This is a genomic window from Variovorax sp. R-27, assembly GCF_049913215.1.
Lineage (GTDB): Bacteria > Pseudomonadota > Gammaproteobacteria > Burkholderiales > Burkholderiaceae_C > Variovorax.
In genome coordinates this window covers 6,244,026-6,268,914 of the sequence record NZ_CP183984.1, presented here as the reverse complement: position 1 = coordinate 6,268,914, position 24,889 = coordinate 6,244,026, and the positions used below count along the sequence as shown (strand labels likewise).

17 protein-coding genes are annotated in these 24,889 nt (G+C 67.3%); 13 read left to right on the top strand and 4 right to left on the bottom strand.

All coding sequences use genetic code 11. From position 1 onward, the window contains the following. Positions 1 to 75: 75 nt before the first annotated feature. Together ACN9MV_RS29370 and ACN9MV_RS29365 are read right to left on the bottom strand one after the other, a co-directional pair. Positions 76 to 1,335 (bottom strand): branched-chain amino acid ABC transporter substrate-binding protein, encoded by a 1,260-nt coding sequence (locus ACN9MV_RS29370; RefSeq protein WP_426390577.1) that lies wholly within the window; start codon positions 1,333 to 1,335, stop codon positions 76 to 78. A 26-nt stretch (positions 1,336 to 1,361) separates the two neighbouring features. Beyond that, entirely contained in the window at positions 1,362 to 2,051 is a 690-nt protein-coding gene (locus ACN9MV_RS29365; RefSeq protein ID WP_093078947.1) for a TetR/AcrR family transcriptional regulator, read from the bottom strand. 85 nt (positions 2,052 to 2,136) lie between these two features. Between ACN9MV_RS29365 and ACN9MV_RS29360 the strand changes: the two genes are divergently transcribed. The 4 genes from ACN9MV_RS29360 to ACN9MV_RS29345 all read left to right on the top strand — a co-directional run bounded on the left by ACN9MV_RS29360 (position 2,137) and on the right by ACN9MV_RS29345 (position 8,947). Further along, positions 2,137 to 3,750: an AMP-binding protein gene (locus tag ACN9MV_RS29360; RefSeq protein ID WP_426390576.1), complete on the top strand. Its 1,614-nt coding sequence runs from the start codon at positions 2,137 to 2,139 to the stop codon at positions 3,748 to 3,750. A 13-nt stretch (positions 3,751 to 3,763) separates the two neighbouring features. Then, positions 3,764 to 7,057 (top strand): carboxyl transferase domain-containing protein, encoded by a 3,294-nt coding sequence (locus ACN9MV_RS29355; protein WP_426393212.1) that lies wholly within the window; start codon positions 3,764 to 3,766, stop codon positions 7,055 to 7,057. A gap of 65 nt (positions 7,058 to 7,122) precedes the next feature. Continuing rightward, positions 7,123 to 8,442, top strand: a complete 1,320-nt coding sequence (locus ACN9MV_RS29350; RefSeq protein WP_426390575.1) for an SGNH/GDSL hydrolase family protein — start codon at positions 7,123 to 7,125, stop codon at positions 8,440 to 8,442. 133 nt (positions 8,443 to 8,575) lie between these two features. Continuing rightward, positions 8,576 to 8,947: a YXWGXW repeat-containing protein gene (locus ACN9MV_RS29345; protein WP_093057657.1), complete on the top strand. Its 372-nt coding sequence runs from the start codon at positions 8,576 to 8,578 to the stop codon at positions 8,945 to 8,947. A 51-nt stretch (positions 8,948 to 8,998) separates the two neighbouring features. Here ACN9MV_RS29345 and purU read toward each other — a convergent pair whose 3' ends face one another. Next, positions 8,999 to 9,865 carry a formyltetrahydrofolate deformylase gene (gene purU, locus ACN9MV_RS29340; RefSeq protein ID WP_093057656.1) on the bottom strand — a complete coding sequence of 289 codons (867 nt, stop codon included), beginning with the start codon at positions 9,863 to 9,865 and terminating at the stop codon, positions 8,999 to 9,001. Between the two features lie 69 nt (positions 9,866 to 9,934). Here purU and ACN9MV_RS29335 point away from each other — a divergent pair, with 69 nt between their 5' ends. From ACN9MV_RS29335 to ACN9MV_RS29315, 5 genes are all read left to right on the top strand, one after another. Next, positions 9,935 to 11,269, top strand: coding sequence for an aminotransferase class III-fold pyridoxal phosphate-dependent enzyme (locus ACN9MV_RS29335; RefSeq protein WP_093057655.1), 1,335 nt, complete (start codon positions 9,935 to 9,937; stop codon positions 11,267 to 11,269). A gap of 125 nt (positions 11,270 to 11,394) precedes the next feature. After that, entirely contained in the window at positions 11,395 to 11,964 is a 570-nt protein-coding gene (locus ACN9MV_RS29330) for a methylated-DNA--[protein]-cysteine S-methyltransferase (protein ID WP_426390574.1), read from the top strand. Between the two features lie 184 nt (positions 11,965 to 12,148). Continuing rightward, positions 12,149 to 12,667: a hypothetical protein gene (locus ACN9MV_RS29325; RefSeq protein ID WP_256216883.1), complete on the top strand. Its 519-nt coding sequence runs from the start codon at positions 12,149 to 12,151 to the stop codon at positions 12,665 to 12,667. A gap of 14 nt (positions 12,668 to 12,681) precedes the next feature. Beyond that, positions 12,682 to 14,079 carry a CsgG/HfaB family protein gene (locus ACN9MV_RS29320; RefSeq protein ID WP_093078939.1) on the top strand — a complete coding sequence of 466 codons (1,398 nt, stop codon included), beginning with the start codon at positions 12,682 to 12,684 and terminating at the stop codon, positions 14,077 to 14,079. 73 nt (positions 14,080 to 14,152) lie between these two features. Further along, on the top strand, positions 14,153 to 19,480 hold the full coding sequence (locus ACN9MV_RS29315; RefSeq protein WP_426390573.1) for a beta strand repeat-containing protein: 5,328 nt from the start codon (positions 14,153 to 14,155) through the stop codon (positions 19,478 to 19,480). Positions 19,481 to 19,549: 69 nt separating this feature from the next. Here ACN9MV_RS29315 and ACN9MV_RS29310 read toward each other — a convergent pair whose 3' ends face one another. Beyond that, a complete protein-coding gene (locus ACN9MV_RS29310; protein ID WP_426390572.1) occupies positions 19,550 to 20,419 on the bottom strand; it encodes a ChaN family lipoprotein in 870 nt (289 codons plus the stop codon). A gap of 303 nt (positions 20,420 to 20,722) precedes the next feature. Here ACN9MV_RS29310 and ACN9MV_RS29305 point away from each other — a divergent pair, with 303 nt between their 5' ends. From ACN9MV_RS29305 to ACN9MV_RS29290, 4 genes are read left to right on the top strand one after another with little or no spacing between them, the layout of a single operon-like run. Continuing rightward, positions 20,723 to 21,232, top strand: coding sequence for a Csu type fimbrial protein (locus ACN9MV_RS29305; protein ID WP_093059963.1), 510 nt, complete (start codon positions 20,723 to 20,725; stop codon positions 21,230 to 21,232). 31 nt (positions 21,233 to 21,263) lie between these two features. Next, positions 21,264 to 22,031 carry a fimbrial biogenesis chaperone gene (locus ACN9MV_RS29300; protein ID WP_426390571.1) on the top strand — a complete coding sequence of 256 codons (768 nt, stop codon included), beginning with the start codon at positions 21,264 to 21,266 and terminating at the stop codon, positions 22,029 to 22,031. 37 nt (positions 22,032 to 22,068) lie between these two features. Beyond that, entirely contained in the window at positions 22,069 to 24,378 is a 2,310-nt protein-coding gene (locus ACN9MV_RS29295) for a fimbria/pilus outer membrane usher protein (protein WP_426390570.1), read from the top strand. Then, entirely contained in the window at positions 24,345 to 24,875 is a 531-nt protein-coding gene (locus tag ACN9MV_RS29290) for a spore coat protein U domain-containing protein (protein WP_426390569.1), read from the top strand. The genes ACN9MV_RS29295 and ACN9MV_RS29290 overlap by 34 nt, the downstream gene beginning before the upstream one ends. The last annotated feature ends 14 nt before the right edge of the window (positions 24,876 to 24,889 follow it).

The window sequence follows — 24,889 nt, the reverse complement described above, 5'->3', positions numbered from 1 at the left end:
GAGGAGCCGAAGGCGGGGGACATTCGCGGAGGGGAGTACCCGGTGTTCTTCGCACACCCCCTGAAAGTCAGCGAGTCAGGGCCGAACCATCTTGCACTCAGTCCCCTGCGCCAGCTCGTTCCCGGTATAGACCGCGTCAGTACGAAAGCCGTAGTTAGTGCCTTCCCAGCCCGTCTTCACGGTCTTGCCGTCCACCGGCACGATGGTGTTGACCACCTGCGGCAGCAACAACTGGTGGTCTTCGGCACGCATGCGCACCGGTCCCACCACAGAGTCGAATGTCAGGTCTTCGAGCGCCCGCGCCACCTTGATGGTGTCGGCGCTGCCGGCCTTGTTGATGGCCGCGGCCAGCAGGCGCGGCGTCATGTCGATGCGCGGCGCGAGAAAGTCCTTGCCCGTCTTGGCCTTGTAGGCCTTGGCCAGAGCGTCGACCTTCGGCGTATCGGCCTCGCCAGGGTGCCATTCGGCCACCCAGGTCAACTGCCCCAGTTTCGCCTGCGACACCGCAGTGACCGTGCCCGGCACCGAGCCCGCACTGTGGTTGAAGTAGCGCAGGTTGTAGCCCGCGTCGCCCGCGGCCTTCAGCAGCAGCGTCATGTCCTGACCCCAGTTGCCGGTGATGACCGAGTCGGCCCCGCTCTGCTTCACGTTGGCGATGTACGGCGCAAAGTCTTTCACGCGGCCGATGGGGTGCAGCGCCTCGCCGACGAACTGGATGTCGGGCCGCGCCAGGCCCACCAGCTGGCGGCCGTAGCTGGCCCACTGCTTGCCGTGTGCGTAGTCCTGGTTCAGCAGGTAGACCTTCTTCACATCGGGCGTCTTCTTGATGTAGTTGGCCAGCGCCTTCATCTTCATCGCCGTGTTGGCCTCGGTCTGGAAGTGCCAGAAGCTGCAGCCCTTGCCCGTCATCTCGGGGTCGATGGAAGAGTGATTCAGAACGATCAGCTCCTTGCCCGGGTTGCGCTGGTTCCAGCGCGCCACCGATTGCACCAGCGCCGTGACCACCGACGAGCCCGAACCACCGGTGACGATCGCCTTCGCACCCTGGTCGATGGCCGCCTGCAGCGCGCTCTGGCTCTCCTGCGCCGAGAGCTTGCTGTCGAACTGCAGCAGCTGCAGCTTCGTTCCACCCAGCACGCCGCCCTTGGCGTTGATGTCTTCGATGGCGTACTGCGTGTGCATCAGCATCAGTTCGCCGACGTTGGCAAAGGGGCCGGAGAGCGGATCGATGTAGGCGATCTTGTAGGTCTGCTGTGCTTGCGCGTGCGCGGCGCCGGCAGCGGCCAGCAGGCAGGCAAGGGCGATCCGCGCCAATGGCGCCTTCTTCAACTTCATGGTTTGTCTCCGGGGTGGTTGTCTTGTCAGTTCTTCGCTTGCAGCCCGATCACGCGGCTCGCGAGCTTCGTGAGCTCGGCAACCACCTCGTCGGGCGACAGGCGTCCACCCGGGCGGTACCAGCTGTACAGGAAGCCGGGCAGGCTGCAGGCCGCGAGCGCGGTGATCTTGGTTTCCGCAAAGTCGAGGTCGCCGTCGCGCCGCGCTTCTTCGAGCAGCGGGCACAGCAGGTCGTAGAAGTGGTGCGCCAGCTTCTTCTGCGCCGCGATGTACTCCGGCCGGTACACCTGCGGCTCGCGGTAGGGGAAGAAGGCGACGGGGTGGTGCGTGATGGTCGCGCGAATCAGCCGCTCGATGCCCTCGAGCACCTTCTCGCTCGCGCGGCGCGGGTCGGTGGCCGCGAAGTCGAGCGCGGTGAAGCAGTCGACCGCCGGGCGCCACGACAGCGTCTCGAAGATCTCCTGCTTGTCGCGGAAGTAGTAGTACACGAAGGGCTTGGTCACGCCCAGCGCGCGCACGATCTGCGCCATGGTCGTGTTGGCGTAGCCCTGCGCGGCGAAGAGCTGCGCGGCCGCCTGCAGGATGCGCTCGCGCTGCAGATCGGTGCCCTGCGTGGCCGCGCGCTGGCGGCCAGTGCCCTGGGGCAGATGCGGCTGCGCCGTCGTGTCGCTCTGGTCTCCAGAGGGTTTGTGCCGTGTCGCGGAAGTTATACCCATGGGTAGGATTGTTCGTGCACCATGCACCATTGGCAAGCGCCTGCCCGGTGCAGGCGGCTATCGATAACCCTGAGAAAGTGACGCCATGGAGACATTGCCCGACCGCCCGCAGCAGCCGCTGCACGAGTACCTGCGCACCCACGCACGCGAGCGTGGCGGCAGCACCGCCTGCCTCTGGTACGGCCATGCGATGAGCTGGGCCGAACTCGACCGCGCCAGCGACGCCTTCGCGGCGCGCCTGCAGGCGCTGGGCGTGAAGAAGGGCGAGCCCGTGGTGCTCTTTCTCAACAACTGTCCGCAGTACCTGGTCGCGCACTTCGGCATCCAGAAGATCGGCGCCATCGTCTGCCCGAGCGGCCCGCTCAACAAGGAGCACGAGCTGGCCTACCAGGTCAACGACCTGAAGGCGCGAGTGATCGTCGCGGCCGCGCCGCTGCTGCCGGTGGTGCGCAAGGTGCAGCCGGAGAGCTCGATCGAACACGTGTTCGTGGTGCACTACGCCGACCTGCTGCCCGACCCGTCGTCGCTCGACCTGCCGGCCGAACTGGCCGCAGAGCGCAAGGCCGAACGCAGCGTGCCCGAAGACTGCGAAGACTTCCTGGCCGTGATGCGCGGCAACGCCAAGCAGCAGCCCGTGGTCATCGACATGGACGACGTGGCGCTCATGACCTACACATCGGGCACCACGGGCCTGCCCAAGGGCGCGATGCTGAGCTACGGCAACGCGCTCTTCAAGACGCGCGCCGCGGCCGACTGCAACGGCGTGGGGCCGGGCGACGTGCTGCTGTCCATCGCGCCGCTGTATCACATCGCGGGCATGCTGATGGGTGTCAACGTGCCGGTGCTGACCGGTGCGGCATCGGTGCTCTTGCACCGCTTCGACCCGCGCGCCGTGCTGCAGGCCATTGCCGCCTACAAGGTGAGCTGGTGGTACAGCATCGCGCCGATGAACGTGGCCTGCATGCAGGTAAGCGACATCGACAGCTTCGACCTGCGCAGCCTGAAGATGAATCCGGTGACCAGCTTCGGCATCACCTTCACCGAACCGCTGGCGCAGCAATGGCGCACGCACGCACCGAACTGCACTTCGTTCGAGGCGGCCTACGGACTGAGCGAAACCCACACCTGCGACACCTACACGCCGCACCATGCGCCGCGCTGGGGCACGCAGGGCATCGCGGTGCCGGGCGTGACCATCCGCATCATCGACACGGACACGCAGGCCCACATGCCGGTGGGCGAAGTCGGCGAGATAGTGCTCACCAGCCCAGGCACCTTCAAGGGCTACTGGAACAAGCCCGAAGCCACTGCTGCCACGCTGCGCAACGGCTGGGTGCACACCGGCGACATGGGCAAGCTCGATGCCGATGGCTATCTCACCTTCATCGGCCGCTTCAAGGAAATGATCAAGGTCTCGGGCTACAGCGTGTTCCCCGAAGAGGTCGAAACCATCCTCATCAAGCACCCGGCAGTGGCGCAGGCGGCCGTCATCGCGCAGCCCGATGCAGAGAAGGGCGAGGTCGTGAAGGCATTCATCGTGCGCAAGCCAGGTGCCGGGCTCGATGCCGACGCCCTCATCGCCTGGGCGCGCGACAACATGGCGAGCTACAAGGCGCCGCGCGCCGTGAGTTTCATCGACGCATTGCCGACGACCGGCGCGGGCAAGGTGCTGCGCCGCTTGCTCAAAGACAAAAGCTGAGAGGTTCCGTTTGCTGTTCTCCAAAGTTCTGATTGCCAACCGCGGCGAGATCGCCGTGCGTCTGGTGCGCGCGCTGCGCGACCTGGGCATTGCCAGCGTGGCAGTGCATGCGCGCGACGATGCGGCGGCGCTGCATGTGCAGCTGGCCGACACAGCAATCGCGCTCGATGCGACCGGGCCTTCGGCGTACCTCGATGTCGCGGCGCTCATCGCGGTGGCCAAGGCGCAGGGCTGCGATGCGGTGCACCCCGGCTATGGCTTTCTCAGTGAGCGTGCCGATTTCGCACAGGCCTGCGCGGACGCCGGCCTTGTCTTCATCGGCCCCACGCCGGAGCAGCTCGGCCTGTTCGGCGACAAGGCCCGCGCACGCGCACTGGCCACGCAATGCGACGTGCCCGTGATGCCTGGCAGCGCCGGCGCAGTGACGCTCGCACAGGCGCAGGCCTTCTTCGCCGAGCAGCATGCGCAGGGCGCGGGCGTGATGGTCAAGGCCATCGGCGGCGGTGGCGGGCGCGGCATGCGCGCGGTGCTGAACGCTGAAGAACTGCCCGAGGCGCATGCGCGCTGCATGTCCGAAGCCAAGGCCGCATTCGGCATCGAAGGCGTGTATGTCGAGCGGCTGATGCGCAATGCGCGGCACATCGAAGTGCAGGTGCTGGGCGACGGCCACGCCGTGGCCAGCCTCGGCGAGCGCGAGTGCACGCTGCAGCGGCGCTTTCAGAAGCTGGTGGAGATCGCGCCGAGTCCTTCGCTGCCTGAGGCCTTGCGCGCGCAGGTCACGCAGGCTGCGCTGCGCATGGCGAAGACGGTGGGCTATCGCGGCCTCGGCACCTTCGAATTTCTGGTCGATGCGGCATCGACGACGCTGCCCTTCGTCTTCATCGAGGCGAACCCACGCCTGCAGGTCGAGCACACGGTGACGGAAGCAGTGACGGGGCTGGATCTCGTGCAGTTGCAGATCGCCGTGGCAGCGGGGCAGTCGCTGGGCGAACTTGGTGTTGAACCCGATCGCACCGCACCGCAGCGCGGCTTTGCTGTGCAGTGGCGCATCAACGCGGAGACGCTGGATGCGCAAGGCAACGCGCGGCCTTCGGGCGGCACGCTCGCGCGCTTCGATCTGCCGGCAGGCCCCGGCGTGCGCGTTGACACGCACGGCTACGCGGGCCTTGCGCCTTCGCCGCACTACGACACGCTGCTCGCCAAGCTCATCGTGCATTCGCCGTCGCCGCGTTTCGAAGACGCGCTGCGCCGATCGCTGCGCGCGCTGGACGAATGCCATATCGACGGCATCGCCACGAACCTGTCGCTGCTGCGCGCCATCGCGGCGCGGCCCGAGTTTGCGACGCAGGCGGTGCATACGCGTTTCGTGGAGGCGCATCTGGGCGATCTGCTGGCGGTTGCGGCAGCGCTTGAAAAGCATGCGAAGAAGACGGTGGTGGCACCCGTAGCGCAAGCGGTCGTCACCGAGGACGACTCCGACGAGCTGACCGTCAAGGCCCCGATGCCAGCCCGTCTCGTGCAGTTCGAAGTTGCCGTCGGCGACGTGCTGCCCGCCGGCGCGCAACTCGGCGTGCTCGAGGCCATGAAGATGGAACACCTGCTGCACGCACCGGTGGCCGGCCGCGTGGTCGCGCTGCTGGCCGAGCCCGGTGACTACCTGGTCGAAGGCCAGTCGCTGCTGCAGCTGGAAGCCGTCGATGCGCAGGCCGTCGAGGTCGAGGCGCGCGCCGAGCACGACCTGGACGCGATCCGCCCTGATCTGCAGAAGGTCATCGACCGCCACGCGCCCACGCTCGATGCCAACCGCAAGGCTGCCGTCGACAAGCGGCACGCACAAGGCGGCCGCACCGCGCGCGAGAACATCGCCGACCTGTGCGACACCGAGTCCGACCCCGGCAACTTCATCGAATACGGCGCGCTCGCCATCGCCGCGCAAACGCGGCGACGCACGCTCGAAGACCTGATCGCCAACACGCCCGCGGACGGCATGGTCACGGGCCTGGGCAGCATCAACGCGAAGCAGTTCGGCCCCGAGGTGTCGCGCTGCGCCGTGCTGGCCTACGACTACACCGTGCTGGCCGGCACGCAGGGCATGCGCAATCACCACAAGACCGACCGCCTGCTGGCGGTGGCGCATCAGCTCAAGCTGCCTGTAGTGCTGTTCGCCGAGGGCGGCGGTGGTCGTCCCGGCGATACGGACATGCCGATCGTCGCGGGCCTGAACAACCACACCTTCAGCCAGTTCGCGGCCCTGTCGGGCAAGGTGCCCGTGGTGGGCATCGTGCATGGGCGCTGCTTCGCGGGCAATGCGGCGCTGCTGGGGTGTGCCGACGTGATCATCGCCACCAAGGGCAGCAACATCGGCATGAGCGGCCCCGCGATGATCGAGGGCGGCGGGCTCGGCACCTTCGCGCCCGAGCAGATCGGGCCCAGCAGCGTGCAGTCGCGCAACGGCGTGATCGACATCCTGGTGGAAGACGAAGCTGCTGCTGTCGCTGCTGCGAAGCAATACCTGTCGTACTTCCAGGGCGCGACCGCCGACTGGCAATGCGCCGACCCGCGTACGCTGCGCCATGTGGTGCCCGAGAACCGCCTGCGCGTGTACGACGTGCGCGCCGCGATGCGCGGCGTGGCCGACACCGGCTCGCTGCTCGAACTGCGCGCGGGTTTCGGCGCGGGCATCGTCACTGCGCTTGCGCGCATCGAGGGCAGGCCGGTCGGACTGATGGCCAACAACCCGCACCACCTCGGCGGCGCGATCGATGTGGAAGCGGCCGACAAATCCGCGCGATTCATGCAGCTTTGCAATGCGCACGGCCTTCCAATTGTTTCGTTGTGCGACACGCCCGGCTTCATGGTCGGGCCCGAAATCGAGGCGCAGGCACAGGTGCGTCATGTGTGCCGCATGTTCATGGTGGCTTCGCATCTGCGCGTGCCGTTCTTCGCCGTGGTGCTTCGCAAGGGCTACGGACTGGGCGCGCAGGCGATGACTGCGGGCGGCTTCGACGCACCGGTTTTCACCGTGGCCTGGCCCACCGGCGAATTCGGCGCGATGGGGCTGGAGGGTGCTGTGCGGTTGGGTTTTCGCAAGGAACTGGCCGCTGCACCCGAGGGTGCGGAGCGCGATGCGCTGTTCAAGAAACTCGTCGCGCAGCAGTATGCGAACGGCGAGGCGATCCACATGGCGCAGACGCTGGAAATCGACGCGGTGATCGATCCGGCCGAGACGCGCACCTGGTTGGTGCGTGGCTTGTCTTCTGCCACGAAGGGCTCGAGCGTTGCTACTCTCTACGTAGACACTTGGTAACCCGGCCTTAGACCTCGTCACGCGCGGGGGAACAGTGGCTCCGTACACTGCGACGCTTTGCGCGCATGAAACTGGTTTCCATTTGGGCAGAGCGCCTGCGCGACGTGACTGTCGCGCACTGGGTGGCAGCCCTTTGCCTCGCAGTGCTGGCCGTCGGCGTGCAGGCTGTGACGCCCGACGACCATCCGCGGCAGCCCGCCGAGGCGCATTGGGTTGCGAGCTGGGCCGTGGCACCGGTCGATTTCACGGAGATGGCCGCAGCCCCCGGTGGTGCGAACTATTCGTCGCCTGCCGGCAATGACCTGCGCGGGCAGACACTGCGCCAGAAGGTTGAACTGTCGCTCGACGGCGAGCGCATCCGAATCCGCTTCTCGAACCGCTTCGGCAAGACACCGCTGCGCATTGCCGCCGCGAGCGCAGCACGCGGCACCGGCGCCGATGCGTTCTCGCCGACCACGCTGCGCGTGCTGCGCTTCGGCGGCCGCACCACCATGACCATTGCGCCCGGCGCGGACGCCTGGAGCGACGGCATCGACCTGCCGGTGCAGGCGGGCCAAACGGTGGTCGTGAGCGCCTTCTTCGACCGCACCACGCCGTTTGCCACTGCCTCCATGCTGGAGCCGGGCGCGACATGGGTAGCGCCCGGCAACGCAGTGATGGCACCGAAGCTGAAGAACCCCTCGCCACTGGTGCTGAACCAGATCGTGACCGGGCTCGACGTGCTCACCACCAAGTCCGTGCGCACCGTCGTGGCCTTCGGCGACTCGATCACGATGGGCACCTCGGAGGGCAACTTCGGGGCCTACCCCGACATGTTGGCCACTCGCTTGCGCGATACGCAGCGCGAAGGGCAAGACGTTGCGGTGCTCAATGCCGGCATTGGCGGCAATCGCCTGCTGGCCAACGGACTGGGGCCCAGCGGCCTCTCCCGGTTCGAGCTCGATGCGCTGCGGCAGAGCAGCGTGACGCACGCGATCATCCTTATGGGCACCAATGACATCGGCCGCACCCTGTTCGCCAAGGTGCCGGGCGCCGAGCTGAAGCCGCGCGACATGCCGACGGCCGAGCGCATCACCGAGGGGTTGGAGCAACTGGTCAAGCAGGCCCGCGCCAAGGGCGTGAAGGTGCTGCTCGGCACCGTGCCGCCATTCAGGAACACGCCTTACTGGAGCGAGGGCAACGAGGCCATGCGCGAAGCCGTCAACCGCTGGATCCGCGGCCAGCAGGACATCGACGGCGTCGTCGATTTCGATGCGGCATTGCGCGACCCTGCGGACCCGAAGGCGCTGAATCCGCTGTTCGATTCGGGCGACCACCTGCACCCCAACAAGGCCGGCCATGCGGCGATGGCCACGGCCATCGATCTGCGCGAATTGCAGGAGTGAGCGCTCGCCGGGGCGCTCGAAGGCGCTCAAAGGCGAGTCACAGCTTTACACAAGACTTCGTGCATTGCTTACAGGCGGTTCACATAGACTGGGCAGCATGAAGGCTCCTCCAACAACTCATGAGGAGTCCTTCATGAAAAAACTCGCATTGGCTCTTTCCGTCGGCGCTGCATCGCTTCTGTCGGTGGGCGCATTGACTGTTCCCACGGCCGCGCAGGCGCAACCCGTGGTCATACAGGTGGCGCCGCCCCCTCCGCGCTCCGAACGCGTGCCCCCGCCGCGCCGCGGCTATGTGTGGGCGCCGGGGCACTATGAGTGGCGCGGTGGGCGCCATGTATGGACCCGCGGCGTCTGGGTGCGTGCCCGTCCGGGCTATGCCTACCGTGCGCCGGAGTGGCGCGAGGAAGGCGGACGCTGGCAGTACAACGCAGGCCGCTGGGACCGTGACGGCGATGGCGTGCCGAACCGCTACGACCGTCGGCCGAACAACCCTAATCGCAACTGACGCTGAGCGGGATGCATGCCTCCGAAGTGGAGGCATGCTTTTTTCGGAGGCCTAGCGGAACACCACCGTGCGGTGCCCGTTGAGCAGCACGCGGTGCTCGCTGTGCCACTTCACCGCACGCGCCAGCACCTGGCTCTCGGTGTCGCGGCCGCGGGCCGTGAGGTCTTCCACGGTGTCGGTGTGGTCGGCGCGGGCCACGTCCTGCTCGATGATCGGGCCTTCGTCGAGGTCGGCCGTCACGTAGTGGGCGGTGGCACCGATCAGCTTCACGCCGCGGTCGTGTGCCTGGTAGTAGGGCTTGGCGCCCTTGAAGCTGGGCAGGAACGAGTGGTGGATGTTGATCGCGCGGCCGGCCAGGTTGCGGCACAGGTTGTCGCTCAGGATCTGCATGTAGCGCGCGAGCACCACGAGTTCGGCGCCTTCGGCCTCGATGATTTCAAGCTCCTTCGCCTCGGCCTGTGCCTTGGTCGCGGCCGTCATCGGGATGTGGTGGAAGGGCACGTTGTAGCTGGCGGCCAGCTGGTAGAAGTCGCGGTGGTTCGAGATGATGGCGCGCACGTCGATGGCGAGCAGGCCGCTCTTCCAGCGGAACAGCAGGTCGTTGAGGCAGTGGCCTTCCTTGCTGACGAGGATGACCGTCTTCATCGGCTCGGCGGCGGCGTGCAGTTGCAGCGTCATGCCGAAGCCGGCGGCGAAGGTCTTCAGCTCTTCGCGCAGCGTGGCTTCGCTGTGGTCGCCGCAGGCGAAGCGCACCCGCATGAAGAAAAGACCCGTGTCGTGGTCGTTGTACTGGGCGGCCTCTTCGATGTTGGCGCCGCGCTCGAGCAGGAAGCCCGACACGGCGTGCACGATGCCCGTCCGGTCGGGGCAGGAGAGGTTCAGGATGTAGGCGGGCGAGGTAGGCGTAGAGGTCGTCATCAGGGCGTGATTGTCGCAGGGGTGCCAGAATCGCGATTTTCCTCGACCACATAACCGCAGGAGACACGCATGGCCTTCCAGGACTTCAACATGGACAACCAGTGGTTGCCCTTCACCCCCAACCGTCACTTCAAGAAAGACCCGCGGGTGTTCGTCGCGGCCGACGGCATGGAGTTCACCACGCACGACGGCAAGAAGGTGATCGACGGCATCTCGTCGCTGTGGTGCGTGGGTGCGGGCCATAACCGCAAGCCCATCAACGAGGCGATCAAGAAGCAGCTGGACACGCTCGACTACGCCACCGCCTTCCAGGTCAGCAACGACAAGGCCTTCAAGGCGGCCGAGATGATCGCCTCGCTTGCGCCCGGCGATCTCAACAAGGTGCTGTTCTGCAACTCGGGCTCCGAAGCTGCCGACACTTCGATGAAGGTGGCTCTGGCCTACCACCGCGCGCGTGGCGAAGGCCACCGCAACGTGTTCATCGGCCGCGAGAAGGGCTACCACGGCGTGGGCTTCGGCGGCATGTCGGTGGGCGGCATTCCGGGCAACCGCAAGGTGTTCGGCTCGGCCTTTTTGCCGCGCGTGGACCACATGCGCTTCATCCATGACCCGGTGAACCACGCCTACATCCACAACGAGGAGCCGGTGTGGGCCGAAGACCCGCTGGTCGAGCTCGAAACCCGCATCCTGCCGCTGCACGACCCGAGCAACATCGCCGCGATCATCGTGGAGCCCGTGGCCGGTTCGGCCGGCTGGTACCTGCCGCCCAAGGGCTACCTGAAGCGCCTGCGCGAGATCTGCGACAAGCACGGCATCCTGCTGATCTTCGACGAGGTCATCACGGGCTTCGGCCGCATGGGCACCAACTTCGCGTCCGATTACTTCGGCGTGGTGCCCGACATGCTGAACTTCGCCAAGTGCGTGACCAACGGCGTCATTCCGCTGGGCGGCGTGATCTGCCGCGACAAGCTCTACGACGCGATGATGAAGACCGACGCGCCCGAGCACGTGGTCGAGTTCTTCCACGGCTACACCTACTCGGGCCACCCGGTGGCCTGCGCAGCGGCCATTGCCACGCTCGATCTCTTCAAGGAAGAAAACCTGTTCGCGCGTGCCGGTGAAATGGGCAAGGTGCTGGGAGATGCCTTCCACAGCACCTTCAAGGGCCTGCCCAACGTCATCAGCATCCGCAGCCTCGGCCTTGCCGCGGCGGTGGAGCTCGCGCCCATCGCGGGCACGCCGGGCAAGCGCGCCTATGAAATCTTTCTCGACTGCTTCCACAAGGGCGCGCTGGTGCGGCCAGCGGGCGACGTGCTGGTGATTGCGCCGCCGTATATCGTGGAGAAGTCGCACATCGACACGCTGGTGAACACGCTGGCGGATTCGATCAAGGCACACGCCTGAGCGGGAAGGCAGCGCCGGCGTGAGCCGGAGATCGATGTCCGGATACGGCGAGTGAAGGCGGCAGGGAGCGCGCAACATGTGAATGTTCGCGGCCCTGCCGCCTTCTCTTTTGTGAGGACACGATCATGAAGCTGCAACTGAGCCATCTGGCTTCGCCGATGGGCGAACTTCTGCTGGTCACCGACGCTGCCGGTGCCATTCATGCGCTGGATTTCGCGGACCATCGCGCCCGCCTGCATCGCCTCCTGCGGGAACTTCACGATGAGGTGGAGCTGACCGAAGGCGCCGCGCCGCAAACGGTGGCCGACGCCCTCGATCGCTACTTCGACGGCGATCTCACGGCCATCGAAACGCTGCCCGTCGCAAGGCTGGGCAATGCGCTGCAGCAGCAGGTCTGGGAGGCGCTTCGCCGCATTCCTGCAGGCCGCACGACCAGCTATGGTGAACTGGCGAAGCAGCTCGGCTTCGACGATCCGCGCGCGGCCATCGATGTCGGTGCCGCCAACGGGTCGAATCCGATCAGCATCGTCGTGCCGTGCCACCGTGTGATCGGCAAGAACGCAGACCTCAAGGGCTACGCCGGCGGTGTCTTCCGCAAGCGGCATTTGCTGCAGCACGAAGGCGCGCTGCCGGCTTCCGACGCGAAGCCCCGAGGCGAAACCGTGGTGCCCGAGACGATTCAACTCGCGTTCTGAACCACGGCGCCGCACGCCGTCGGGATCGACCCGGGCCCGGGTTGGCCCTTTTCATTTCTACCGGTTCCCGGGATACCTCCTACCGGTTCCCGGGATACCGGCCGTGGCCGTCGATCCCTAGCATCCCCTCCCGAAACGTAGCACTTATGAGTTCATCAAGTGCGTCTTCCAGAGAGGGACCGTCATGCAACGCGTATTTCTTATGGCACTGGTGTGTGCGCCTTTGGCTGCGCTCGCCAACAACGTCGGCGAGAACGCCGCATGGCAGTTCCAGACCAGCACCGACAAGGTGAACCAGGCCGCGATCCAGGACATGATCCGCAAGCAGAAGAGCGGCTACTACTCGGCGCCGGTCTACAACACGACCAACAACATCGGTCGCCAGTACAACTGCAACGTCTCCGCGACCTCCACGGGCAACGACGGCAACAACAGCACGGTCGCGAATTCGCCGTCCACTTCGGGCGCGACTTCGAATGCCTCGGGCAATGACAGCCGCACCGCGGTGGGAACGCTCGGCGGCGCGACGGTGGGCACCACGCAAGCCAACTCCGGCGCGGTCGGCTCGGCCATCGTGGGCGGCACCAGCACGCAGGTGCAGGGCGCGGCCAACCAGGCTCTGAACTCGAATCAGAGCAACTCGGGTGCGCAGACCGCGAGCGTCGGCGGCAGCTCGGCGTGCGCGTTCGGCGTGCTCAATTGAACGGGGCACGCGACATGCAATACCCCATCACCCGCACCTTCGCTCTCGCAGCCATCGCCACGGTGGCGCTCGCCGGTTGCGTCTCCGCTCCGCAGCAACGCTTTGCGCCCAACGAGGCACCCGTGGTGCTCGGCCCCTCGGTGCGCGACAACATCACGCCGATGGAGGCGGTGCTCGCCTGCTACGCCGACCACATCGCGGCCACGCGGCGCCCGCCCATCGTCATCGGCGTGGGCGACGTGAAGGACTACACCGGCAAGTACAGCATCAACGAAGGCAACGCGATCACGCAGGGCGGCGCGCTGATGGTGTATTCGGCACTCGGCAAGCTTGGCGGCGCGGTGAGCATCGCCGAGCGCTTCGACCCGGTGATCGCCGAGCGCGAGCTCGCGTACGCCGACCGCCGCCAGCTCGGTGACGGCCGCACGCACCAGGTCGGCGGACCCAACGGCGGGCAGGCGGTGCCGTGGCTGCCGTACTTCGGCGGCACGATCAACAAGTCTGATTACTTCATCGTCGGCGGCATCACCGAGCTCAACTACAACATCAACTCGGGCGGCGCGGAGTTCGCGGTGAACCAGGTGGGCGTGAAGGCGCGCACCTTCAGCCAGTCGGTGAGCGTGGACCTGCGCATCGTCGACACCAAGTCGCTGATGGTGGTGCGCACGGTGAGCCTCACCAAGCAGTTCAATGGCTACGAAGTGGGCCTGAACGTGTTCCGCTTCTTCGGCAGCAAGCTGTACGACGTGGACATCGGCGCCAAAGGCCAGGAGCCTGTGCAGATGGGCGTGCGCGCGGCGCTCGAAGAGGGCGTGGTGCGGCTCATGGCGGCCGTCACGCAGGTCGACCACCGGCCTTGCATGACGATGCGCCCGGGCGCCGGCGAGCAGATTCCTGTCGTGCCCGCGGCCGACCTGCGCAAGGTCGACAACCCGGGCGATGCCGCCGTAGGCGGCGCGGCCGTGACCTCGCCCGTGGTGCAGAGCGGCGTGGCCGTCAATGCCGCGGGGCAGGGCGGCGCGCGCCTCACGGGCACGGCAACGCAGGTGTCCTTCGACTTCGGCGCGACCACGCTCGGTGGCAGCTCGCTTGCGCTGATCGACCAGATCGCGGGCCTGGCCAAGAAGGGCTCGACCGACATCGTGCTGGTGGCGCGCGACACCGAGAACTGGGACGCCCGCAAGCGCGACGAGCTCACCGACCAGCGCATCGCCGCCGTCACCTCGGCCCTTGCCAACCGCGGCGTGGCACCGGGCGCCATCAGCCTCACATGGCGGCCCGATGCCGCCGACACGTCGATCCACCGCGACGGCCCGGGCCTGCAGGAGATCGCCAAGCTGCGCATCGGCAGCGCGGTGGTCGGCGGCGCCGCGCCAACCTCTTCTTCCGACGGCGCAGTCAAGGGCGACTGACCTGCCGTTCCGCGCGCATCGCGCATCCACTTTCCGACCCAGACCGCTTCCACAACATCCGAGGAGTCACGCCATGAAAGCACGCAAGATCCAGAGCCGGGCCGTACGCGCGCCCATGTTCAGCCGCAGCAGCATCGGCACGGCCGTCGCGATGGCGCTGATTGCAGCAGCCTCCGGCGCACAAGCCGCGGAGACTTCGGTCGACGCTGCCTACAACGGCACCGCCACCGGCACGCCGACGGTGAACTCGGACATCAACAACACCGGGGCCGTCAACGCCACCATCACCAGCGCCACCGTGGGCACGACCTCCACCGGCACGCCGCTGAATCCCAACCCGGTGGCGATGAGCACCAGCGGCAACCTGGTCGGCGCGAGCGCCACCGGCAACAGCTTTGCCAACAGCATCCAGCCGGCGCCCGGCACGCCGGTGAACAACGCCGCGACGCTGGGCGTGGCGACCAACACCGGCGTGATCAACAGCGCAGTGAGCAGCAGCAAGCTGGCGGTGGAATCGAGCACGCTGCAGACCGGCAGCGTGGTCAACGCGGACAACACCATCTCGGCCACCACCACGCTCAACAGCGGCAGCTCGGTGGTCTCGGGCGCCGCCGCGGTCGGCGCCTCGCCGCAGGCCGGCACCTCGGTGCTGACCTATCCGGCGGGCGCACCGCTGTTCGATGCCAAGGGCAACATCGTGGTGACCTCGCTGCAGTCGGCCACGGGCGCGAGCTCCAGCGCGCAGGTGCTGGGCAACACGGTCGACCTGATGCTGACGGCGAGCCCGGGCATCACGCTGACCACCGCTGCCGTGCTCGAACGCAATTCGATCTCGGCGGTGCTCAAGGCCAACAGCGCCACCAGCACGGCCGAAATCCAGTCGGGCGGCGCGCCGGCTTTCGCGGGCTCGGCGGTGGTCGCGAACCTGCAGGCAAACGGCAACGGCATCCTCGCCGCCACGCACAGCGCAACCAATACGGGCTCGGTGATCACGGGTCTCGTGAGCGGCGTGCCAGCCGGCGGCTCCAACGTGCTGCAGGGCTCGCTGTCGGTGCAGGGCAATGCGATCTCCAGCGCGGCCACGGGCAACGAGGCGCTCGGTGCCACCGCCGGCACGGCGGGCAACCGCATCCTGATCGACGACGTGACGATCGCGGGCACCGGCACGGCAGCCACCGCGGCCAACAACAGCATCCACAACGGCGTGGGCGTGACCAGCAACGTCAACAGCGACCTGGCCATCGTCAACAGCCAGGGCAACATCGGCGTGACCACCTTCGCCCAGACCGCGGGCGCACAGATCCTGGCCGGCGTGCAGTCGAGCAAGAACAGCCAGGTCGCGCTCGCCGACAACAGCATCACGGCGGACGCCACCGGCAACACGGCGTCGAGCGCGATCGCCAGCGGCAAGAACGCGGCTTCGTTCACCGGCACGGCGGCGGTGTCGAATCAGCAGGCCAACTCGGCGGCACCGCTGACGGCGTTCCTGCTCCCGTCGGTCATCTCGGCGCAGACGGGCGAGTCGCCCGGCACGGGGCAGACCAGCGGCAGTTCGGTCACCGTGTCCGGCAACACATCGGCGGCCACCGCGCAGGGCAACCAGATCACGCAGAGCCTGGCGATCCAGGCAGCCACGGTGGCACTGGGCAACGGCAACGCCGTGCTCACGGGCGGCACCGACTCCGACGGGCGCGTGTCCGCCAGCGGCGCGGCGACGCTCACCAACCTGCAGGGCAACTACAACGGCAGTGGCCCCGCGGCGCTCAACTTCGGCTCGCAGATCCTGCTGACCGCCAATGGCGGCGGCGCACCGGTCGCGAACAACACGCTGGCGCTGACCGACAACCGGCAGGAAGCCGTGGCGCTCGGCAGCGGGGCCACCAACACGCTCACGCTCAGCGGCAACTCGGTTGGCACGGGCGCGGGCATCGCGAGTGTGCAGATGTCCGATGCGACTTCCGGTGCCGGCGCGGCGCTGTTCGCTCCTGAAGCGCGCATCACGGTGAACGGCAACCTCACGGGCGGCTCGGTCGCGCTCACCGACAACCTGCAGCGCGCCATTGCCTACGGCAACTCGGCGACGAACACGCTGGGCGTGAGCACGGGCAACCTGGCCGTGGCGCCAGGCCCGTTCCTGGGTACGCCGGCCTCGACCGTCACGGTCGATGTGCTCAGCGGACTGCCGTTCAGCAACGCGGCCGGCGCCCTGCCGACGGTGACTGCAGCCTACGGCATCCTGAACGACCAGTCGGTGCAGGGGAACATCGGCAGCTCGGCGACCGGCTCCAACACCTTTGCGGCGAACGTCAACGGCAATGTCTCGGCCGCCAGCGTCGCGAACAGCGACAACGCCTTCGTCGCAGCCACCTACGGCAACGACGCAGCCAGCGGCGTGACGCTGGGCCTGAACAACGTGAGCGGCTCGAACGCCTCGATCGCCAACGTCACCAACACGCAGGCTGTGGCGGGCACCAACACCGTCATCTCGGCCATCGCGGCCGGCGGCATCGTGGCGCGCACCACGGTCACGGGCACGCTGAGCAACGGCTCGGTGTCCAGCTCGGACAACGCGGCGCAGGCACTGGCCTACGGCAGCCGCGCCACCGGCAACACGGTGAAGGTGACGGGCAACAACATCGACACTTCCGGCCTCTCGCTGGCGGGTGCGACGCTGACGGGCAACGTGCTCGCCACCACCGCCGCCTTCAGCGTGCAGAACGCGCAGTCGGGCCAGGGCACGGTGTCGGCGCAACGCAGCGGCGGGCCTGAAGTGCAGACCACCGTCACCGGTGCCATCAGCAACTCGAAGGTGGACGCCAGCGGCAACACCACGCTGGCCGGCGCGACCAGCAACAGCGCCGTCAACGGCGTGAGCGTGGATGCGGTCGGCGTCTCGACCACCACCGCAGTGCAGAACCTTCAGCTCACCAGTGCGGCGGTCAGCTCGCTGACCGGGCAGGAAGGCGCGCTGCTCAACAACAAGGACGGCGTGCAGGTGGTGCTGGGCGGCGCGAGCATCCAGAACTCGCAGGTCACTGTCGACGGCAACGCCGCCGGCGGTTCGGCCACGGGCAACGCTGCCGTCAATCGCATCGACGTGAAGGGCAACACCATCGCCGTAGGCGACGGCTTGCCGCTTGCCGGTGCGACCAGCCTCGCGGGCCTGGCAGGTGCGGTCGGCGATCATGCGCTGTCGAGCATCCAGCTGGTGACGAGCCCGACGATCTCTTCCAAGGTGGCAGCCGCCTTCGGTGTCGACACGGCGCCCGGCGCGGTGATCTCCGGCTCGACGCTGAGTGCTTCCGGCAACACGCAAAGCGCGAAGGCCGTGGCCAACACGGGCAGCAACGCCATCACGCTCGCGGCCACCGATGTGTCGGCCCGCTCCGCGCTGCTGTCTGCACAGGGCAGCACGGCGGCGGTGGAGTCGCGCTCGTTCATGCAAGCCTTTGCGCCGGCCTCGGTGACGGGCTCGTCGGTGAAGCTCTCGAACAACAGCAACTCGGCGCTGAGCGTGATCAACGACGTGGACAACAAGGTCGCCGTTGCGGGCGGCTCGTCTGTCGCATCCTTCGTTCCCGCGATCATTCTTCAGGGGGCGCTGCCCGGCAACACCGCGGCGCTGGGCGACCAGGTGCTGGTGAACCGCCAGTCGGCCGGAACCTCGGCCACCAGCACCGCCGACACCGCGATCTACAACGAAGACAGCCTGGTGCCCGCCAACGCGGGCCTGGTCAACAGCAGCTTCACCGCCTCGGGCAACTCGACGTCCTCGGAAGCAGCAGCCAACCGCGCGACGAACGCTGCCTCGCTGACCGGCGGCGCATCGCAGTCGGCCAAGACTGCGGTGCTGAATGCGCAGGACAGCAACGCAACCGTGGCAGCCAACGCCAACAACGTGACCAGGCTCACGTTGACCGGCCCCAACGCGCTCACCGGCAGCAGCGCCACGCTCGACGGCAACATCACCAGCGCAGCCGCCACCGGCAGCGCTGCCACCAACAGCATCGACGTGAAGAGCAGCACCATTGCCGGCAGCACGCCGCTGCCGGCCGTGGCCGCAGCCGGCCCGGCGCTGTTGGTGACAGTGACGGCAGACCACGCACTGGCCAACGTGCAGATGGGCACCGGGCCTGTGTCGGCCACCGCGACGGGCATCGTGGGCATCGACACGGCACCGGCATCCATCGTCGGTACCTCGACGCTGGGCGTGACGAACAACGGCCAGAGCGCGAAGGCCGTGGCCAACACGGCGCTCAACAGCGTGACGCTCGCGGGCTCCAACGTTGGCGCGCGCTCGGCGCTGCAGTCGACGCAGTCGGGCACCGCCGCGGTGACGGCAACGTCCACGCAGGAGCTGTTTGCACCGGCCGCATCCACCGCCTCGACAGTGCGCCTCTCGGGCAACAGCAACACGGCGCTGGGCGTGATGAACGACGCGACCAACACGCTGAGCGTGAGCGCGGTCAACACCCTGCCGCCGGGCGCGACGGGTTCTGCCACGCTGAACGAGACCGGCAGCGCCGACAACGTGGTGGCCACCGGCGACCACGTGCTGTCGAACCGCCAGTCGGCCGCATCGACCGTCAGCAGCACGGCCAATACGTCGATCCACAACGACGACAACGCCGCACCCACGCCGGGGCTGATCAACGGCGCGCTCACCATCTCGGGCAACAGCACCTTCGCAGAGGCCACGGCCAACCGCGCGGCCAACACCGCCACGGTGGCGAGCAGCGCGACGCAGGGGGCCAGCGTCGGCATCGTCAATGTGCAGGGCAGCACGGCCGACGTGACGGCGACGGCCAGCACGGTGGCGAATGCGACGCTGGCCGGCGCGGTGCCGCTCAACGGCAGCAGCGTCTCGCTCGACGGCAACACCACCGTTGCCCTGGCGCGCGGCAATGCGGCGACCAACGTGCTCGAGTCCAGCGGCGGCAGCAGCTACGGCGGCGCGGCGACAGTGGGTTCGTCGAGCCTGGTCGGCACGCCGCTGGCGCTGAACGTCGGTGCGAGCGCGGCCATCCTCAACAGCCAAAGCAACTCGGGCGCGGTGTCGGCAACCAGCGTGGGCACGAGCTACCAGGTGGCGCTCAACAGCACCGGGGCTGGCGTGTCGAGCGGCTCGGTCGGCGTCACGGGCAACGCACTGGCGGCGCAGGCCGTCGGCAACAGCGCGACCAACCGCTTGACGCAGACGGCGCTGAACACGGGCGCGCCGAGCGCGGCCATCGGCAACTACCAGGTCAACACCGGCGCAGTGACGGCCACGGTGACGAGCGTGAACTTCGGGGTCGGCGTGTCGGGCGCTGTGGGCAACAGCACGCTGCGCACCACGGGCAACCAGATCACGGCATCGGCCACGGGCAACTCGGCGGTGTCGGCGATTACCTCGCGCTGAGCTGCTGCGTACTGAAAGAAAAAGCCGCGGGCCTTTGGGCTCGCGGCTTTTTTCTTGTCGATGGGGCGCTCAGGCTTTCGGTTGCGGTCTTGCCTGCCGCTTGAACTCTGCGCAGTAGTCTTTTTCGGGCAGGGGCGGTGTCCGCCATGTGCGGTCGTAGTCGCCCGCCACCGCTTCGGGCGAAGGAGCAGCCGGCGCGGCCATCAACCGCACCGTAGCGACCTTGACGTCGTCGGGCAGGTGCTGCGGCACGCCGAGCGTGCGCACGACGTGGCCGGCTCCGGCGATCAGCAGCACCGTCTGGCCCGGGCGTTTCGCCTTGACGATGGCCTGCGCCATCGCACGGTCGCGGCCGACCTGGATGCGCGTCATCGGGACGATCTGCGACTCGGGGAGCATCCTGCAGTGGCCATCGCGCACGGCGTCCTGCTGCGCGGTGTAGGCCTCGCCGTTGAGCTGCACGTCGAGCGAGACGTCGGCCATGGCGTCTTTCATGCGGACGCGCGGCAGGTTGGCGCCGACCACGGGCACGCCCGCGCGCACGGCGGCCATCACGGCGGGGCCGTAGCTGGCCCAGGGCCAGGCCTTGTCGCTCCAGTCGAGGGCGGCCTGCACCTGGGCCTCGGTGGCGGTGGGCGTGAGCTGCGCGGTGCTGCGGCCTTCCTCGGCCATCTCGAGCGCCAGCGCGGCGAGGTGGCCGCGCGCGACCAGCGCCTCGACGGTTTCGCGTTCGATGACATGGTGCTCGGGCGCGTCGTGCTGCTCGCCGAGCAGCAGGGCATCGATCGGTTGGAGCGCTGCGACGCGGCGTGCGATGGGCGCGTCGGGCGCATCGGCGCCGGAAGAGGACAGCGCCGAACAGCCCGTGAACGCGGTGGCGGCGAGCAGGGGGAACAGCAGGAATCGGGAGGCCCGGGTGGGCCAGTTTGGAGGAGGCATCGCGCCATCGTATGCCCTAGGCATGCGCGCGCAGTGCCGTCCATTTCCTCCTGTGCCTGTCGTCCGCGCCCTCCCGCTTTTTTCGTTCGCGCGCTGGCCAGGCAACCGCCGCCGAAGTTCCGGTGGATTTACCGCTGAACACTTCTGAAACTTTTAACTGACAGCCTGCTAATTTTTTACTAAGTCTTTGGGTTTACTCGGCCCGTCGCGAACAAGTCATACCAAAGACCACATGTGACTCGCGATACGGGCCGGATATCCATCTATCCGGGGAGTTCAATTTCCGACACTTACGGGGTAGATATGAATAACTTGAGACTCGGTGGCGCCATTGCCACTGCCCTGGTGGCGCTTGCCGTGCTGCCGCTCCAGTCCGCACACGCCACGACTGCCACCACGACCTTCAAGGTGACGGCCACGGTGCTCAGTTCCTGCGCCATGGCCACGCCCGACACGCTCGCGTTCGGAAGCTTCACCCCGGGCACTGCGCTCACCGGCGCGACCTCGTTCACCGTGCAGTGCACCTACGGCACCACCTACTCGCTGGGCATGAGCGCAGGCACCAGCGGCTCGGTGACGGCCCGGACCATGACGAGCGCCACGGCGACGAGCGGCTACAACAGCCTGTCGTACGGTCTCTACAAGGACTCCTCGTATGCGACCAACTGGAGCAACAGCACGACGGGGTCGGACTACACCGGCACAGGTTCGGCCGTGACCCATACGGTCTACGGCAAGGTCCCGGCCGCCCAGTACGCAGTGGCGCCCGCAACGGACTACACCGACACGATCACCCTGACGCTCACCTACTGAGCGTTCACGGTCCATGTCCCTCGATTGGGCTATGCGCCAGCTCCTGCCGCGCGCGGCGATCATCCTCGGTTCGGCGGCGGCGATGGCCGTCTCGGCCGTTCCTGTCGACGTTCGGGCCGCGAGCATCCAGATCGCGCCGGTCCGCGTCGTGCTGCAGCCCAACCGGCCGGTCGCTTCGCTGGTCGTGACCAACGACGGTGCCAGCGAGATCTCGATGCAGGCCGAAGTCATGAGCTGGGCGCAGAAGGACCAGCAGGATGTCTATGCGCCTACGCGCGAGGTGCTGGTCAATCCGGCGATCTTCCGGATTCCGGCCAATGGCCGGCAGATCGTGCGCCTCGGCCTGCAGGTGCCTGCGCTGGCCGACGAGCGCAGCTACCGCATCTTCCTGAGGCAGTTGCCGCGCGACAAGGCGCTGCCAACGGGGGCCGAGGGGGCGGGCGCTGAATTGCAGACGCTGCTGCAACTGGTCTTGCCGATCTTCGTGCCTCCTTCGTCCCCTGCGGGAGCGCCTTCGGTCGCGTGGCATCTGAGCGCGTCGGCGCTGACCATCGACAACCTGGGGCGCGAGCACATCCAGATCACGCAAGTCACCGTGCGCCATGCGGATGGCAGCGAACTCTTGCGTCAACGTATGTCGGTTTACGTGCTGCCGCAGCAAAGCGCCAGGTTGCCGGTCGCACTGCCTTCACTGCCGCCGGGCGCCAGACTCCAGCTCGAAGCGCAGGCGGACTCCGACGTGCCGCTGTCCCCCGTCTTCCTGCAAGTTCCCGGTGCGACGGCTGCAGCAGCTCAGTAGCCTGGTCGCTTTCGCTTGCTGGCTGCCGGTGGCACACATGGCGCAGGCCCAAGTGATTGCAGACGACCGAGCGTTCACCCCGGTAATCATCGACGTCGAAGTCAATGGCACGGCAGAGGGGCCTGCACGCTCTGCGCTCCGGCACGGGGGCAAGCTGTTGTTCAGCCGTGCCGATTTGCAGGCGTGGCGCGTCATCGTTCCCGCCCAGGCGACGGCCGTGGTCGAGGGGGGCGATTACTACGACCCCGCTGCGTTGCCCAATGGCAGCGTGGCGCTGGAAGAAAGCACGCAGACGGCGCAAGTGCGCTTGCCCGTGACGGCATTCGTGGCCAGTGCACTCACCGGCAAGGCCGCGAACCGGCCGTCGCCGACGCCTTCCGTCAATGCCGCCTTCGTCAACTACAACATGGCGTTGCAGCACGACAGCAACGGCACTGCCGCATCGGGACTGCTCGACAGCACGGTTTCGGGCCAATGGGGATTGCTGGCGAACAGCGTGCTCGTCGGCCAGTCGGCCTATCAGAATGCAACGGGCCTTTCGTCGTTGAGCAAGATGGTCCGGCTCGACAGCTACTACCGCTACGACGACCCGGATCGCCTGACGCGGCTGACGGTTGGCGACGCCATCACGCAGAACGCCGCGTGGTCCACGCCGTCGCGCTTTGCCGGGGTGCAGTTCGGCACCCAGTTCGGGTTGAGCCCCGGGTACATCAGCTATCCGGTGCCGTCGCTCACGGGCGGATCGGCCGTCGCATCGACGCTCGAAGCCTACGTGAACAACACGCTGCACTATCAGGGGCAGGTCGATTCGGGCCCGTTTTCGTTGAGCAACGTGCCGGTGCTCAGCGGCGCGGGTGAGATGAGCTTCTCGGTGTCCGACGCGCTGGGCGTGCGGCGCACCGTCACGACGCCTTACTACGTGAGCACGAATCTGCTGCGCGCGGGCTTGTCGGACTACTCGGTCAACGTGGGGTGGAGCCGCCTCAACTATGGCCTTCAGAGCAATGAGTACGGCAGCCCGTTCGCTGCCGGCAACTGGCGCCGCGGACTCAGTGAGACGGCCACCATGGAACTGCATGGCGAGGCCGGTGCGCAGGTTCAGGTTGCTGGCGCCGGCCTGACCTGGGTGTGGGCGCCGCTGGGGGAGTTCGGACTGCACGGCGCGGCCAGTCGCTCGCAGGACGCGGGCAGCGGAACGCTCGGGCGCGTCTCGTTTGCGCACATCGCTCCCGAGTGGAGCTTCTCGGCAAGCCGGCAATCCGCCAGCGCAGGCTTCATGCAGGTTGCATGGCTGGACAGCCAGACGCACACGACCGGGCAGACCCAACTGTTCCTGGGGCGCTCCCTTGGCCGCCGCTATGGCAGCCTGGGCCTGGCCTACACGGCATTGCGCTACAGCGGCGGCGACGAGGCCAAGGTGCTTTCGCTCAACCATTCCATTCAGCTCGGTGCCGTGTTCCTGAACACCTATGTGGCGCGCACCGACTCGGGCGCCACGGCGAATCGCCAGCGCGTCGCATCGGTCGGCTTGAGCCTGACCCTTCCGCTGGGCGACCGGCAGACCGCATCGGCCACGACCAACCGGCAGAACGGGAAGACCACCACCACGGTCGACGTCAGCCAGGCGACTCCGAGCGATGAGGGGCTGGGCTGGCGCGTCGTTGCCTCGAATGGCGAGACAAAGCGCGCCCAGGCCGAGGCAACCTGGCGGACCCCCTATGCGAGCTTCAACGCGCAGGTCGTCGACCTCAACAAGGAGACCAGCGCCAGGGTGCTTGCCGAGGGCTCACTGGGCTATACGTCGGGCATGTTCTTCGCGGCGCAATCGTCCAGCGACGGCTTTGCGCTGGTGACGGTGCCTGGCGCGGCCGGCATCAAGATCTACCGGGAGAACAACCTGGCGACGACGACCGACGGCGAGGGGCATGCCCTCGTGACCGGGCTGCGTGCCCATGAGCTGAACAAGATCAGCGTGGACAACGGCGATCTGCCGATTTCGGCGCAGGTGCACTCCGACGTGCTGCAGGTCGTGCCGTCGTACAAGGGCGTTGCGGCGGCCACCTTCGACATCTCGCGCGACCTGAGCGCCACCATGCAGATCCGGCTGCCCGACGGGTCGCCGCTGCCGGCTGGCATCGACGTTGTCGGCGAAGGCCGTCCGTTTCCATTGATCACCGGCTACGGCGGCACGCTGCAGCTCGATCGCCCCCGTGCGGGCGAACGCTTCGAGGCGAATTGGCGCACTGGCCATTGCAGTTTCACGGTCGGCCCCATTCCGACCACCGGCACGCTGCCACAAATCGGGCCCTACACATGCGAAACGATGCTTCCAACTACAGCGCGCTGATCTGGGTTGCCGGTCTGATTGGCGCGCTGGCTGCCGCGTCGGCACATGCGTCATGCACGTCGACGGGGCTCGGGACGCCGACCTGCTCTGCCACCATCAGCGCGACGGCCCTGAGCTTTGGAAACTACAGCGCGGCCACGACGAGTGCCACCACAAGTACCGGCACCATCACGGTGTCGGCCACGTTTTCAGGAAGTGTCTTCGGAACCAGCACCTTGAGCTATACGGTCAGCCTTAGTGCGGGGAATTCGGGAACGACCACGAGCCGCTATATGAGCTATGGCAGCTACACCCTGAACTACAACCTGTACACCAGTTCGACCTATGGGACGGTCTGGGCGACCAGCACGGTGTCGGGCAGCGCGTCCGCCTCAGGTGGGTTCGGGACCAGGACGGCAAGCACCACGCACACCGTCTACGGTCGCCTGCCTGCCGGCCAGTACACGGCTGCGCCGGGCAGCTATACCGACACCATCACGGTGACCGTGACCTACTGAGTCGTTGTTTCCGG

Excerpts from the sequence above, each read along its gene's own strand:
- ACN9MV_RS29370 (WP_426390577.1), bottom strand. The coding sequence starts at position 1,335 with ATGAAGTTGAAGAAGGCGCCATTGGCGCGGATCGCCCTTGCCTGCCTG.
- ACN9MV_RS29365 (WP_093078947.1), bottom strand. The coding sequence starts at position 2,051 with ATGGGTATAACTTCCGCGACACGGCACAAACCCTCTGGAGACCAGAGC.
- ACN9MV_RS29360 (WP_426390576.1), top strand. The coding sequence starts at position 2,137 with ATGGAGACATTGCCCGACCGCCCGCAGCAGCCGCTGCACGAGTACCTG.
- ACN9MV_RS29350 (WP_426390575.1), top strand. The coding sequence starts at position 7,123 with ATGAAACTGGTTTCCATTTGGGCAGAGCGCCTGCGCGACGTGACTGTC.
- ACN9MV_RS29345 (WP_093057657.1), top strand. The coding sequence starts at position 8,576 with ATGAAAAAACTCGCATTGGCTCTTTCCGTCGGCGCTGCATCGCTTCTG.
- purU (WP_093057656.1), bottom strand. The coding sequence starts at position 9,865 with ATGACGACCTCTACGCCTACCTCGCCCGCCTACATCCTGAACCTCTCC.
- ACN9MV_RS29335 (WP_093057655.1), top strand. The coding sequence starts at position 9,935 with ATGGCCTTCCAGGACTTCAACATGGACAACCAGTGGTTGCCCTTCACC.
- ACN9MV_RS29330 (WP_426390574.1), top strand. The coding sequence starts at position 11,395 with ATGAAGCTGCAACTGAGCCATCTGGCTTCGCCGATGGGCGAACTTCTG.
- ACN9MV_RS29325 (WP_256216883.1), top strand. The coding sequence starts at position 12,149 with ATGCAACGCGTATTTCTTATGGCACTGGTGTGTGCGCCTTTGGCTGCG.
- ACN9MV_RS29320 (WP_093078939.1), top strand. The coding sequence starts at position 12,682 with ATGCAATACCCCATCACCCGCACCTTCGCTCTCGCAGCCATCGCCACG.
- ACN9MV_RS29315 (WP_426390573.1), top strand. The coding sequence starts at position 14,153 with ATGAAAGCACGCAAGATCCAGAGCCGGGCCGTACGCGCGCCCATGTTC.
- ACN9MV_RS29310 (WP_426390572.1), bottom strand. The coding sequence starts at position 20,419 with ATGCCTCCTCCAAACTGGCCCACCCGGGCCTCCCGATTCCTGCTGTTC.
- ACN9MV_RS29305 (WP_093059963.1), top strand. The coding sequence starts at position 20,723 with ATGAATAACTTGAGACTCGGTGGCGCCATTGCCACTGCCCTGGTGGCG.
- ACN9MV_RS29300 (WP_426390571.1), top strand. The coding sequence starts at position 21,264 with ATGCGCCAGCTCCTGCCGCGCGCGGCGATCATCCTCGGTTCGGCGGCG.
- ACN9MV_RS29295 (WP_426390570.1), top strand. The coding sequence starts at position 22,069 with ATGGCGCAGGCCCAAGTGATTGCAGACGACCGAGCGTTCACCCCGGTA.
- ACN9MV_RS29290 (WP_426390569.1), top strand. The coding sequence starts at position 24,345 with ATGCGAAACGATGCTTCCAACTACAGCGCGCTGATCTGGGTTGCCGGT.